General features: G+C 74.5%; 7 protein-coding genes and 1 pseudogene. 7 read left to right on the top strand and 1 reads right to left on the bottom strand.

The window, feature by feature from the left end:
• Positions 1-3 precede the first annotated feature (3 nt).
• Together CRP52_RS02080 and CRP52_RS39110 are read left to right on the top strand one after the other, a co-directional pair.
• A complete protein-coding gene (locus CRP52_RS02080; RefSeq protein WP_097234792.1) occupies positions 4-1197 on the top strand; it encodes a cytochrome P450 family protein in 1194 nt (397 codons plus the stop codon).
• A gap of 139 nt (positions 1198-1336) precedes the next feature.
• Positions 1337-1888: pseudogene (locus tag CRP52_RS39110) on the top strand (TerD family protein); the annotation flags it as partial.
• A gap of 763 nt (positions 1889-2651) precedes the next feature.
• Here CRP52_RS39110 and CRP52_RS02070 read toward each other — a convergent pair.
• A complete protein-coding gene (locus CRP52_RS02070) occupies positions 2652-3620 on the bottom strand; it encodes an NAD-dependent epimerase/dehydratase family protein (RefSeq protein WP_097234790.1) in 969 nt (322 codons plus the stop codon).
• 443 nt (positions 3621-4063) lie between these two features.
• Between CRP52_RS02070 and CRP52_RS02065 the strand changes: the two genes are divergently transcribed.
• The 5 genes from CRP52_RS02065 (at position 4064) to CRP52_RS02045 (ending at position 13915) form a co-directional block, all read left to right on the top strand.
• Positions 4064-6859 carry an SdrD B-like domain-containing protein gene (locus CRP52_RS02065; protein WP_097234789.1) on the top strand — a complete coding sequence of 932 codons (2796 nt, stop codon included), beginning with the start codon at positions 4064-4066 and terminating at the stop codon, positions 6857-6859.
• Positions 6860-6965: 106 nt separating this feature from the next.
• Complete coding sequence (locus CRP52_RS02060) at positions 6966-7751, top strand: hypothetical protein (RefSeq protein WP_097234788.1); 786 nt, start codon at positions 6966-6968, stop codon at positions 7749-7751.
• 182 nt (positions 7752-7933) lie between these two features.
• Positions 7934-9010 carry a WD40 repeat domain-containing protein gene (locus CRP52_RS02055; RefSeq protein WP_097234787.1) on the top strand — a complete coding sequence of 359 codons (1077 nt, stop codon included), beginning with the start codon at positions 7934-7936 and terminating at the stop codon, positions 9008-9010.
• Between the two features lie 73 nt (positions 9011-9083).
• The gene (locus CRP52_RS02050; protein WP_143685622.1) at positions 9084-10235 is read left to right on the top strand and encodes a hypothetical protein; all 1152 of its coding nucleotides are present in this window, start codon (positions 9084-9086) and stop codon (positions 10233-10235) included.
• Entirely contained in the window at positions 10232-13915 is a 3684-nt protein-coding gene (locus CRP52_RS02045; protein WP_097234785.1) for a hypothetical protein, read from the top strand. The genes CRP52_RS02050 and CRP52_RS02045 overlap by 4 nt, the downstream gene beginning before the upstream one ends.
• Positions 13916-14206: the final 291 nt, after the last annotated feature.

Below are 14206 nucleotides of genomic sequence, written 5' to 3'. Positions count from 1 at the left end.
CCGGTGACAGCGCCCGACCTCACCCTGACGTCCCTGATCGCCGACCCGTACGGCGGCTACACCCGACTGCGCGCCGACGCGCCCGCCCACCGCGTCGTCGGCCCGGACGGCCTGCCCTTCTGGCTGGTGACCCGCTACCCCGACGTACGCCAGGCCCTCGCCGACCCGCGGCTCGCCCTCGACCGGACGCACGCCGCGCCCGGCAACTACCGCGGCTTCGCGCTGCCGCCCGCGCTGGACGCCAACCTGCTCAACATGGACCCGCCCGACCACACCCGGATCCGCCGCCTGGTCGTGCGCGCCTTCACCCCGCGCCGGATCGCCGCCCTGCGCGCCCCGATCGAGAAGGTCGCCGGACAGCTGCTCGACGCCATCGCCCCGGCGGGCCGCGCCGACCTGCTCGCCGCGTACGCCGCCCCGCTGCCGATCACCGTCATCTGCGACCTGCTCGGCGTCCCCGAGGACGACCGGCACGACTTCCGCGGCTGGACGGACACCCTCATCACGCCGGACCCCGAGCACCCCGAGACGGCCCGCGCCGCCGTCAAGGCGATGCTCGGGTTCTTCACCGGCCTCGTCGAGCGCAAGCGCACCGAGCCCGGCGACGACCTGCTCTCCGACCTGATCGCCGTCCGCGACGACCAGGACGGCGGGGGCGGGCTCAGCGAGGACGAGCTGACCTCGCTCGCCTTCCTGATCCTCTTCGCCGGCTACGAGAACACCGTCCACCTCATCGCCAACGCCGTCCTGGCCCTGCTCACCCACCCCGAGCAGCTCGCCGCCCTGCGCGCCGAACCGGAGCTGATCGACGGCGCCGTCGAGGAGTTCGCCCGCTTCGACGGCCCCGCCCCGCTCGCCATCCGCCGCTTCCCGCGCGAGGACGTCACCATCGGCGGCGTCACCGTCCCGGCGGGGGAGACCGTGCTGCTCGCCCTCGGCTCCGCCAACCGCGACCCCGAGCAGTTCACCGACCCCGACCGGCTCGACCTGCGCCGCCGCGAGAACGGCCACCTCGCCCTCGGCCACGGCATCCACTACTGCCTCGGCGCACCGCTGGCGAGGATGGAGACCGCGATCGCGCTGACCGCCCTGCTGCGCCGCTTCCCCGACCTCGCCCTCGACGTCCCGGTCGAGCGGCTGCGCCACCGCCCCACCCTGCGGGCCCGCGGACTGCTGGAACTGCCCGTCCGGTACTGACCCGGGCCCGTCCGGTCCTGACGCGATCTTGATCCCGGGGGCGGGAACCGGCGCGACTTCTACAGCGTTGTCGTGGTCGGACAGTGGTTACAGCGGGTACAGCGGTACCCGTCAGTCGCACGGTGGTGGAGGAAGTCCCATGAGTGTGGCCCTGACGAAGGGCGGCAACGTCTCCCTGGGCAAGCAGGCCCCCGGTCTCCGGGTGGTCCGGGTCGGCCTCGGCTGGACGGCCGGAGCCGGGTACGACCTGGACGCCAGCGCGCTGCTGTGCGGGGCGGACGGCAAGGTCGGCTCGGACCAGAACTTCGTCTTCTTCAACAACCTGCGGAGCCCGGACGGCTCGGTCCGCCACCAGGGCGGCTCCGGCGGCGGTGCGGACCGCGAGCAGATCGAGGTCCGGCTCGCGGAGGTCTCCGCCGACGTGGAGAAGATCGTCTTCGCGGTGGCGATCTACGACGCGGCGCAGCGGCGTCAGAGCTTCGGACAGGTCCGCGGCGCGTACGTCCGGATCATTGACCCGGACGGCGGCGCCGAGGTGGCGCGCTACGACGTGGCGCCGGAGGCCGGCAGCGAGACCGCAATGGTCTTCGGCGAGTTGTACCGGCATGGCGCGGACTGGAAGTTCCGGGCGGTCGGGCAGGGGTACGCGGCGGGGCTCGCGGGCATCGCCGCGGACTTCGGCGTGGACGTCCTGCAGCCCGCGGCAGCCGCGGCGTCCTCCGCCCCTGCGTCCGCGCCGGCTCCGGTTCCGGTGAAGCCCGCCGTGCCGCCCGCGCCGGTGGCTCCCGCCGCCGCGCCCGTCCCCGTACCCGCCCTTCCGCAGCCGCAGACCCAGCCAGGAGCAGGGAGTTCCCCCGTGACGTGCTTCTTCGACCCCTCGCACGGCGCCGGCACGACGGTGGTGCTGTGGTCGCCGCAGTGGGGCGTGCCGCGCCAGATCGAGACCTGCGCCGCCTGCGCCCAGCGGGTGCAGACCACCGTCCCGCCGTTCTACACCCCGCAGCAGGGCTACCCGCAGCCGGTGCCCCAGCAGGGCTACCCCCAGCAGGGCTACCCGCAGGAGCCCGGCCAGCAGGCCCAGGGCGGCGGCCGCCGCTTCGGCGCCGGCGCCCTGATCGGGGCCGGCGCGGCCGGTCTGGTCGGCGGGGCGCTGCTCAACGAGGCCTTCGACGACGACGGCCCCGAGGTCGTCGTCAACAACTACTACGAGGACGACGGCTTCTTCTAAACCGTTCGGCCGTCAGGCCGCAGCCGCGCGAGGGCCGCCGGGGTCACCCCCGGCGGCCCTCGGCGTTCTTGCCTCGACGCGGCGAGCGCCCGCACCGCGCCGTACCCGTGCGTCCGGTACCGGCGCCAGGACGCCTTCCCCGGCTCAACCCGCCGCTCGCGGGCTGAGCCCGGCTGAGACAGGGCGGACGGGCCGAGCCGGGACGCGGGCACCGCCCCGGGTCCGGCTAGCGGCGGTGCCAGGCGGCGAGGAGTTCGGCCTCCCGGTCGGGCGTCAGGGTGTCCGGCAGCGGCTCGAACGCGGGGATGTCGCGGGCGGTCTCGGCCACCGGGCGCAGGGTGAGCCCGGTGGCGAGGGCGGCGGCCGGGTCGGCGGTGCTGGTGGCCAGGACCATCGGGTGGGCGGGCCAGAGCGGGAGGGCGCGCTCAGGGACGTCGGCGGCACGCAGGAAGTCCTCGGCGACCCAGGTGATCGCGGTGCCGTCCGGGGCGACCGCCGAGGCGACGGCGGCCAGCAGGTCGCCCATGGTGTGCGGCGGGGGAGTCGCGGCGTGGTACGCGCCGGAGGCCTTGCGTTCCAGCAGGGCGAGCATCCAGGCGGCGAGGTCGCGGGCGTCGACGACCTGGATCGGCGCGTCCGGGCGGCCCGGGGCCAGCACCTCGCCGCCCCGGGCGAGTCGCTGAACCCAGTAGTCGAAGCGGCGGGTGTAGTCCTGGGGCCCGATCACGTACGTCGGGCGGACCAGCAGGGTGTCGGGGCCGAAGGCCTGCCGGGCCGCGCGCTCGCACTGGACCTTGAGGATGCCGTAGGTGTCCGCCTTGACGGCCTCGGGCTCCGGGCCGTCGGCGGGGCGCAGCGGGGAGTCCTCCGTGTAGCCGGGGGTGGCCGGGGTGTCGTAGACCGACAGGGAGGAGACCAGCAGGTACCGTCCGGCGGCGCCGGGGCCGAGTGCGGCGGCCAGGTCCCGGATCTGGCGCGGGTAGTAGGCGCTGACGTCCACGGTGGCGTCCCACTCCCGGCCGTTCAGCACGGACAGGTCCGCGTCGCGGTCGGCGATCAGGTGGGTGGCCTCGGGGAGCAGGTGGGCGCCGGACCTGCCGCGGTGCAGCAGCGTCACGTCGTGGCCGGCGGCGATGGCCGCGCCGGCGAGGTGGAAGCCGACGAACCTGGTGCCGCCCATGATCAGTATGCGCATCCGGCCATCGTGCCAGAGCCGGCTCCGGCCGAACCGGGGCGGCCGAACCGGGACGGGCCGGCCGTGGAGACGGGCAGACGGTGGCGGCCGGGCCGTGGCGGGAGTTGCGGGTGGGGTGGGTGAGCCGGGGTCGTGATGTGTGCACATGTGGCAGGAACTGTGTTCGACCGTCGGCGGGTTCATGCGGTATCCGGGAGTCCGGTCAGGGTCGGGGTGGCACGCCTGTGCAGGTCAACGGCTCGACGCCGGGCGGGGGCGCAAAGGTGCGACGGCCGTCGAAACGTCTGATGCGCCGTCAAAGTTCCTTGTTTTCCTGCGAACTTGTCCGAACCCGCTTTAAGCTCCCGTTAACAATGGCGGCTTTCCGCCACTCACGGGCTCCCTCGCGAGATCGGTCGGCAGGCCCCACCGGACAGTGCCTCAACGTGACGATGAGAGCAGGGATGACGACGACAAGTGAACGAACAGCCGGCGCCGCACGCGGCCCGGCTCGGTGGCGGCCGGGGGACCTCGGCGGCCGCACGCTCGGCGGCGCGGTGGCCCTGGCCGTCGGGATCGGCGCCTGCTCGCTGGCGGCGGCCCCGTCGGCCTTCCCGCAGACCGGCGACGGGACGGTGACGGTCCGGGTGATCCGGGCCGTGGACACCACCGGGGTGTGGACGCCCGCGCTGGAACCGGGCATGGCGGGCGTGAGGGTGACGCTCACCGACGACGCGGGCGTCGGGATCGAGGGCACCACGAAGGCGGACGGCACCGTGACCCTGTCGCCGGCCGCCGGCAAGGTCACCGGCGGCAAGTACCGTGTCCAGGTGGTGAATCCGAAGCCGGGCGGGCTGTTCCCGGCCTTCGCCTCCCGCCAGGGGCTGGCCGGCGCGCCCGACCAGCTCAGCAGCAACGAGGAGTTCGTCGACCTCTCCGGCGGCAAGAAGGTGGAGTTCACCACCGGGCTGTGGAGCCCGGGTGACTACTGCCAGAAGAACGCGCCGCTGGTGACGGGCTGTCAACCGGCGCCCAGGGAAGGCGGATCGGCGCACACGCTGGTCTCCTTCCCGTACGGCGCCCGGGGCGTGGCCGGCACCGACGCGACCGTGACCGACCTGGCCACGGCCGAGCAGACCGGCAACCTCTACGGCCTCGCCTGGAACAGGACCGACAAGCGGCTCTTCTCCGCGGCCTCGGCCAAGCGCACCACCGCGTACGGCCCCGGCGGCCCCGGCGCGATCTACGTGACCGACCTCGCGCAGAAGAAGACCACCCTGTTCGCCACCGTCCCGGACGCCGGCACCACGCCGCACGGCCCGGGCAACGACGACGCCTTCCTGCCCGCGGTGGGCAAGGAGAGCCTCGGCGGCATCAAGATCAGCGACGACGGCAAGGACCTCCTCGTCGTCAACCTCCACGACCGCAAGCTCTACCGCTACGACGCCACCAAGCCCACGGCCGCCGAGCCCGAGGCCGCCTACCCGATCCCCGACCCGGGCTGCCCGGCCCCCGGGGACTGGCGACCGTACGGCCTCGGCCTGCAGGACGGCACCGGCTACCTCGGCGGGGTCTGCTCCGGCGAGTCGACCGGCAAGACCTCGGACCTGCGGGCCGTGGTGCTGCCCTTCGACCCGGCCACCGGCGTGTTCAAGAGCGCCGTGCTGGACCAGCCGCTCGACTACCCGCGCGGCGCCACGGTCGGCGGTCCCTGCCCCGGCGCCGGCTGGTTCCCGTGGCAGGACACCTTCCCGGCCACGCAGAACGGCCAGGCCTGCACCGGGTACATGGCCAACCCCGAGCCGGCGGTGGCGGAGATCGCCTTCGAGACCGACGGCACGATGCTGCTCGCCTTCCGGGACCGCTTCGGCGACCAGTCGGCGGCCGGACCGACGGCCGGCACGATGGCCACCGTCCTGCCCGGCGGTGACCTCGACAAGGCCTGCCCGGTGAACGGCACCTACGTGCTGGACACCAACAAGGGCTGCGGGGCCACCACCCGGGGCACCCGGTTCTTCGACACCAACCGGATCGGCCACAACAACGCCCTGAACGCCGGAATGGCGTTCTCCAAGGTCGAGAACTCCATCGCGACCTCGGGCTACGACACCAACGGCATGGCCTTCGGCTACGGCGCGGGCTTCGAGAAGCGCGACGGCAAGGCCGACGGAGGCCTGCGCCTCAATCCGGTCGGACCGCTCCCGCCGTTCGGCAAGGGCGCCGCGATGGGCGACCTCGAAGTGCTCTGCGACCAGGCACCGCTGCAGATCGGCAACCGGGTCTGGTACGACCCGGAGCGCAGCGGCCTCCAACTGCCGGGCCAGCGCCCGGTTCCGGGCGCCACCGTCCACCTGTACGACGAGTCGGGGAAGCTGGTCGGCACGGCGAAGACCACGGCGCGCGGCGAGTACTACTTCGACGACAGCAACGTCGAGGGCGGCCTCAAGCCGAAGACCAAGTACACGATCCGGCTGGACAACCCGGCCGACTACGCCAAGGGCGGGCCGCTGTTCCAGTGGGTCGCCACCGAACACGACGTCGGCGACAACCACTTCGTCGACTCGAAGGGCATCGTCCCGACCGGCGGGAAGTACCCGGAACGGGCGCTGACCACCGGCGGGCCCGGCGAGAACGACCACACCTACGACTTCGGCTTCCGTCAACAGGAGGGCGCGCTGCGCCTGGTCAAGCACGACCAGGACGGCAAACCGCTGGCGGGCGCCAAGTTCCAGCTGTGGCACGAGACCAACGGCACCGACGGGCTGCAGCCGACCGGCGACAAGCCCGACAGCAAGGTCGGCGAACCGTGCACGACCGGCGCCGACGGGCTCTGCGGTGGCACCGGGGTGCCGGGGACGTACTACTGGCAGGAGGTGAGCCCGCCCGCGGGCTACTCGGCGCCTGACGTCACGGTGTTCGGGCCGCTGGTCCTCACCTCCGAGAACCTCGATGCCGGTGTCGAGGTGACGGCCGTGAACCGGCTGATCCCGACCCCGACGCCCACCCCGACCCCGACGCCCACCCCGACCCCGACGCCCACCCCGACCCCGACCGAGACGCCGGCACCGACGCCGACGTCGACCCCGGTGCCGGCACCTCCGGCACCTCCGGTCCCGCCGGGCCCCGGGCCCGGGCACCTGCCCAACACCGGTGCGGGCCAGTCGATCCCGTTCGCCGTGACGGGCGCAGCGGCGCTGCTCACCCTCGGTACGGCGCTGGTGCTGCTGGCCCGTAGGCGCAGGGCCGTCCGGCAGGGTTAGCACGACCGCCCGAGCCGGGCCGGGCGGGCCCGGGGACCGAACGTCCCCGAGCCCGCCCGACTGCTGTGACCCCACGACCGACCGATCGACGAGAGAAGGCACCCGCATGGCCCGCACGCCGAAGACCGACAGCCCCAGGCCGCACCGGCGCCGCTGGCTCCGGGCCCTGGTCGCGCTCGCGGTGTGCGGCACCGCGGCGGGCGGCCTGGTCGCCTACCGGACGGTTTCCGACGAGCCCGCGGAACGGCCGGTGACCACCGACGAGGCCTCCCGGCTGGCCCTGTCCCGGCTGAACCTCTACCAGGCCGGCCCGGTGGGGGTGAGGCTCACGGCCGCCGAGGGCGGGAGCGTCACCATCCGGGTCGAGGGCGTCGTGGACTACCGCAGCCACCGGGGCGTGGGCCGCTACCGGACCACCGGGGCGAGCGGGCCGCTGGACCACGGGCTGATCGTCTGGGACACCGGCGGCCTCGGCCTGGCCCCCGAGCCGGCCGGCGTGGACGGCCCGGCGTGGCAGCAGGCCGAGCACGTGCCGCGGGCCGGCTGGTCGCCGCGCTCGTACACCGCGGACCCGCTGGACGCCGGGCTCAGCCTGCTGGTCCAGCTCGGCGCCGACCGCCCCGACAACCCGCTGCTGCTCGCCCAGTCCGGCGCCCGTTGGCTGGGCCACGACCGGATCGACGGCCGCAGCTACGACCGGTTCGCCGGCCCGCGCGCCCAGGGCGCCGCGCCCGACGGCGGCCGGTCACCGCTGACCTACTGGGTCGACGGCGACGGCGGGCTGCGCCGGGTGACGATGCGGATGGCGGGCCTGGGCACGCCGACCACCGTGGAGTTCTCCGGTCACGACGGCAGCGCCAGGCTCCCGGAAGCACCCTGGACGGCCGGCTGACCGCGGCTGACCGGCTGACAATCCGAGCACGCACGGAACGGTACGTCCGTCCGTCTCCCGGCGCCCTTCGACCTCGAACTCGACACCGGCCGCCTGTAGGGCGGGGGCGGCCATCCGCCCGGTGGAAGCGCGAGCGGAGGCAGGCGTAGCGTCGACAGTGGTCGCGGGCGGGTCCTTCCCCGATGCCGGAGCGCCGTCATGCCAGGTACCGCGACCCCACCTCCCGGCCCGCCGTCGGGTCCCCCGTCAGGCCCCCCGCCGGGACCTCCGCCTCCGCCACCACCCCCGGGCCCCCACCGGGCCCCCCACCGGGCCCGCCGCCCCGGGAGACCGTCCTCACCGGCCACACTGCCCCCGTGACCTGCGTCGCCGTCTCCGCCGACGGCCGCCGGATCCTGTCCGGCAGCGCGGACCGCACCCTCCGGCTCTGGGACCTCGCCACCGGGGCGGAGCTCCGCCGCTGGGTCGCGCACGACGACGGGGTACAGTGCGCCGCTCTCTCCCCGGACGGCCGGTCCGCGGTGTCCGGCGGCGTCTGGGGGGCCGCGCGCCTGTGGGACACCGCCACCGGCACCGAACTGCGCCGCTTCCCCGGGCAGGAGCAGGGCTGTCTCTCCGCGGCCTTCTCCCCGGAGGGCCGGCTGGTGGCGACCGGCTGCGGGGACCACACCGTCCGCTGCTGGGATCCGGCGACCGGTCAGGAGCTGCGCCGCTTCCCCGGGCACACCGCGGACGTCGCCGCCGTCGCGTTCTCCCCGGACCGCCGGCTGCTGCTCTCCGGCGCCGCCCAGACCGAGTTCGGCGCCGACCAGGTACGGCTGTGGGAGCTGGAGAGCGGGAAGGAGCTGCGCCGCTTCGGCGAGGGGCTGTTCGTGGTCACCGCCGTCGGCTTCGCCGCCCGCGGCGCCCTCGCCGTCGCCACCACCATGGACAACCGGCTGCACGTGTGGGACGTGGCCACCGGCGCCGAGACCGGCCGCTTCGAGGTCGGCTCCGGCAACCTGCTCTGCCTCGCGGTCGCGCCCGACGGCCGGTGGCTGCTGATCGGAAGCGGCACGGACTACTACGACGCGGAACTCCTCGCCGACCTCGGCATCGACAACCGCGCCCGGCTGGTCGACCCGGCGGACGGCCGTGAGGCGGCCCGCTTCGAGGGCCACACCGGGAACGTGAACGCCGTCGCCTTCACCCCGGACGGCCGCCGCGCCGTCTCGGCGAGCGCCGACGGCACGATCCGGCTGTGGGACCTCGAAGCGTAGTCACCCGAACCGGTTGCCCCCGGTGACCTGCCGGTGGAATCGTGGCAGGTGAAGGTCGGATCGGATCCCCGAAATGGCGGAGCGGGCACGAGGAGAGCAACGCACCTCGACCGTGGTCGGCCCAGTGGTCCGGGCCCGTCTCGGACCCGGTGGGAGAGGTGCCGCGATCCTGTGCGCGCTGCTCGGACTCCTCCCCGTCACCCCCGTCCTGGCCTGGTCGTACGGCCTGGCGCCGTTCGCCGTCTGGTTCTGGTCGGCCACCGTGCCGAGCCTCGCGCTGCTCGCCGCCCTCGGCGTGGCCACCGCCCGCCGCCCGCACCGACGTCGACTGCACCGCGCTCTCGTGGTCGGCGCCGTCGGCGGCCTGCTCGGCACCCTCGGTTACGACCTGTTCCGGGTGCCGTTCGCCCTGGCCGGGGTCCGGCTCTTCGCGCCGATCGACACCTACGGCGTCCTCGCCCTGGGCGCGGACTCCTCCGACCCGCGCACCGGGCTGCTCGGCTGGGCCTTCCACTTCTCCAACGGCATCGGCTTCGGGATCAGCTACGCCGTCCTCGCCTCCGGCCGGCGCTGGCAGTGGGCCCTGGCCTGGGGCCTGATGATCGAAACCCTCGTCGTGGCCTCGCCCGTCGCGGGCGTCTACGCCCTGCGCGGCCCGGGACTGATCGCCATCGCCTACGCCGGGCACCTCGCCTACGGCACCCCGCTGGGCCTGCTGGCCGCCGACCCCGAACGCACCGTCGGCCGACTGCGCGAGGTCGGCCCGCACACCACCGCGTACGCGCTGCTGGCCGTCCTGCTGGTGCTGGTGGTCTGGCAGCGGCCGTTCGGCACGCCGGCCACCGTCCGGGCCGGCCAGCGGGTGGCGCCCGGCCCCAGCGCCCTGGTGCTGGACGGCCGCTTCCACCCGCAGTACCTGCGGATCCCCGCGCACGGCTGCGTGGACCTGCACAACGGGGACCCGGTGCCGTACACCCTGCCGGCCGCCGTCGGATCGCCGCGGCTGGAGCCCGGGCGCACGACCACGGCCTGCTTCGCCGCCGCGGGCAACGCCGTGCTGCGGGTGCGCACCTCCGACCGGCCGTACGCGGGCGGGTTCGTCATCGTGGACCGGACCGCCGTCGCCGACCGGCAAGCCGACGCGAACCGGACCGCCGCCGTTGACCGGGCCGCCCTCGCGGATCGGACGGTGAGCCGTAGCGGACCGGAGGGAGCGCCGAGATGACCACCGCCACGGCTCCGCGGACCGTCCCCACCCTCGCCGAGGTCGCCCGGCAGCTGCCCGGCTGGCTGCGCGAGCACGCCGTGTCCGCCGTGACCGGCGCCGTGGTCGGCGGCCTGATCGGCTACGCGACGAACGTCTGGCTGATCGCCGTCCGCTACGGCGGCTGGCGCAAGGTCCCGCACGGGGCGCCGGCCACCAGCCACAACAACTTCCTCCAGGGCGCGCTGTTCTGGGGCCTGCTCACCACCGTGCTGTTCGGCGTGGTCGGCTACTGGCACGCCGTCGGCACCACCCGCTTCCTCGCCGACCTGCGCGCCCTGCCGCGGACGCTCGGCGCGCTGGTCCGTGGCGACCGCGCAGCCTCCGTCCACCTGCTGTGGGGCGCGGCGGCGGCGCTGCTCGCCGCCCAGGTGGTGCCGGCCGCGGCCGGGGCGGTGCTCGCCGTCGGGCTGCTCGCGGGCGCGCCGACCGTGCTCGGGAGCATCGTGTCGACGTCCCTGCGCCGGATCTGGTCGGCGGTGGTCAAGCAGGTCGCGCCGACCCGCCACCACCGGATCACCGGGATCACCGGGATGACGGTGGGCATGCTCGGCTCCGCCGTCTCGCTGATCGTCGCCTCCTTCGTCACCGACAGCGCGGTCAAGTGGGGCCTGGCCGGGGCCCTCGCGCTGGCCGCCGTCCTGATCGGCGTCACCGGCGCGCGCCCGCCCGCCACCGCCTGCCTCGCGCTGATCGTCGGCGCGGTGCTGCTCCTGCACGGACTCACCGACGCCCTCCCGGCCCACGCCGACGACGGCGGCTCGCTGGAGTGCTCCGGGCAGGCCTGGCTGAGCTGCGGCGGCAGCACCACCGTGCTGCGGTACTCGGCGGCCGGGGCGAGTGCGGCCGCGCTCGGCGGGGTCCTGGGCTCCTTCCTCGGCAACCTGGCCGGCTCCCTGGCGAGCGAGCCGGGCACCGGCGGGGACACCGGCGGCCCGGACGACAGCGGCCCGGACGCGGGCGGCGGCGCGCCCTGGCAGCCGCAGCCCGGCATGCCGCCCGGCGACCGCAAGGCGGTCAACAACTGGATCCAGGGCCTGCTGGACGACCCGGCCTTCCAGCGCTGGCGCGCCACCCACCCAGGCTTCACCGACCCGCCCACCGACGCCGAGTTCAACCAGTACCTCAACTGGCGTCACGCCCAGGGGCTGGCGGACCCGGCACTGACCCTGCCCAGCACGCAGGCGCCGTTCCCGGTCGACGCCGGAGTGCTCCCGCCGCTCCCGGCGGACGAACCAGAAGCGCTGTCGCTGCCCGACCTGCCTCCCGGGCCCGAGCTCCACGAACCCTTCGACGTCCCGCCCGGCGGGGACGGCGGGGACGGCGGGGACGGCCGGCCGCTGGCCGGCATCCCCGGCCTGCCCGGCCTGCCACCCGGCCCGGGCGACAGCGCGACCGCACCGGCCGGCGCCGCGCCCGCCGAGGACGAGCCCGAGCCCGCCCCGGACGCGCCCCCCACCTCCGACCCGGCCCAGGACATCCGGCACCGGCTGAGCGCGCTCGACGGCGCCAACATGTACGACCCGTCGTACTGGCAGCAGCTGCGGGCGCTCCACGAGAGCGTCGACCCCACCCAGGGCCTGACCCCCGACCAGTTGCAGGCCATCGAAACCCTGGAGGCGAAGATCCCCGCCGCCGACATCACCGGAAGGGGGCAGCGGGAGACGATCCGGGACGAGGGCAGGGTCAAGCTCGCCGCCGCCAGCAGCCAGGCCGACCGGGACTACACCGACTACCTCCACCGGCTGGACGGGATCGAGGCGCAGGAGAACCACCTGAGCAACCTCATCGACCACCTGCCGCCCGGACAGTTCGAGCCGGCGAACCGGGTGCTGCAGCGGATCGAGAGCGGAGCCCCGGGCACCGACACCGAGGGCTCGCTGCGGCAGCTGACCACCGCCGTGTTCAACCAGGCGCAGGGCCAGTCCGAGCGGGAGGCGGCCGCGGCCGAGCTGCAGGCGGTCGAGGCCCAGGAGCACGAGGCCGGCGCCACCCGGGTCCAGCACGTCGCCATCGCCACCGAAATGCTGCTGGCCCCGTTCGCGGTGCCGCTGACCGCCGCCGGGGCCGCCCAGCTCGGGGCGTTCATGGTCGGCCGCAACGCCGTCCAGGGCCTGGCCGTCGGCTACGAGGAGGGCGGGATCGGCAAGGCCCTGCTCGGCGCGGCCGACGCGGTGCTGCCGATCAACACCCTCCAGGCCGCCTACCAGGCCACCATCGGCCAGGTCGTCGACCCCAACAGCCCGGCCCCGCCGGCAGGCCGGGCCGCGATCGCGCTGGCCTTCGTCCAGGACCTCGGCAACGCCGTGGGGCTGCACGGGCTCGGCCTGGGCGCCGTCGCTCCGGCAGCGGCCGAGGCGGCCACCGAGACCTCCGCGCTGAACAAGCTGGCCAACGCGCACGGCGGCCAGCCGCCGCCCGGCCCGGTCCCGACGGTCAACGCCGCCACCGACGCCGCCTTCGCCGCCGAGCAGGCCGCCGGGCGCAAGGCGGCCGACGAGTTCCAGCAGATGGCGACCGACCTGCGCGCTCTGCGGGCACAGGGGGCGAGCGCGGAGGAGATCGCCGCGGCCCAGCAGGCGCTGAAGCAGAAGGCGATCGAGATCAACTCGAACTTCCAGGCCAAGGCCACCCTGAAGACCGCGCGCACGGAGATCCAGGGCGAGTACGCCGGGGTCCTCGAACCGGTGCTGACCAAGGCGCAGCAGGACCAGGTCGCCGAGCTCAACGCGCAGGGCTGGCGGCGGGGCGGACGGGAACTGACCGTCGACGACCTGACCGACCTGCGCAACGCCAAGAGCAAGGGCACCGTCGGGATGGACCGCGACCTGGCCCTCAACCAGAAGGCCTACCGCGAGACGCTCGCCCAGCTGGAGCAGGCCCCACCCACCTCGCAGAAGGCCGAGGACCTGTACAGGAAGCTCCAGGAGCTCAGGACCGCCGACCAACTGACGCTCAAGGGCCAACCGGTGAGCCCGTCCAACGCCAACAAGGCGTTCCAGAAGGCGTACGACAAGGCGTACGCCGCGGCCACCGACGGACAGGAGGCCGGAAAGGCGCTGCAGTCGGTGACCCAGAGCAAGCACCCGGAGGCCTACCAGGACCTGCCGGTGCTCAAGAACGACGCCCTCGCCTACCCGCCCGACCCCAAGTGGGCCGCCCAGACCGGCTCGGTGACCACCTACAAGACGTACATGAACCCGATCGAGCTGAGCCCCGGCAGCGCGCTGCAGGAGACCGCCCGGGGCGTGGCCAAGGACATCTCCACCAAGCTCGAACCGATGATGTACTACTACAAAGGCGCGGACCCCGCCGTCTACCAGCGGGTCCTGGACATGAAGAGGTTCCTGACCGACTGCGGCAAGGGCATGTACACCCCGTCGCAGATGGAGCTGTTGTCCAAGCAGCAGTTCGGCACCTCGGTCAACGGCCTGGCCCAGCAGGTCGATTCGAACCTGTCGGCCTTCGTCCAGAGCCACGGCGCCGCGTTCCCCGCGTTCCGCGCCCTGCCCGGGCCCGGCCTGAGCGAGGCCGGCGGTGTCGCCGCGCAGGCGGTCGCCGGGCAGGGCGGGCAGGTGGCCAAGGGCATCTCCTCGGGCCCGGCGACCGGGAACGAACCGCAGGACGGAAAAGGGAAGTGAGCCATGGACAGCGAACCGGTCCTCACCGGGGCTCCAGACCTCTCCTCGCCGGGCGGCCTGGCCCGCACCATTCGCCTGCGCCGCCACGAGTTCGGACCGCTGGCACGCCACGTGGACCTGCCCGAGCCGGGCCCGCTGTCGCCGCTGCCCGACCTGGCCGCCGCCGGTGCCGACGAGGCGGATCCCGCCCGCGAACCCGCGGAACTGCTCCGGGAGTTCACCGGCCTGTCCACCGCCGTCGTCGGGACGGTGCTGCGCCCGCTCGCCGCCCCTGACCGGGTGGTGGACGCC

Source organism: Streptomyces sp. 1331.2 (assembly GCF_900199205.1).
Taxonomy (GTDB): Bacteria; Actinomycetota; Actinomycetes; order Streptomycetales; family Streptomycetaceae; genus Kitasatospora.
The sequence above is the reverse complement of the archived record's forward strand: the minus strand, read 5'-3'. Positions and strand labels throughout refer to the sequence as shown.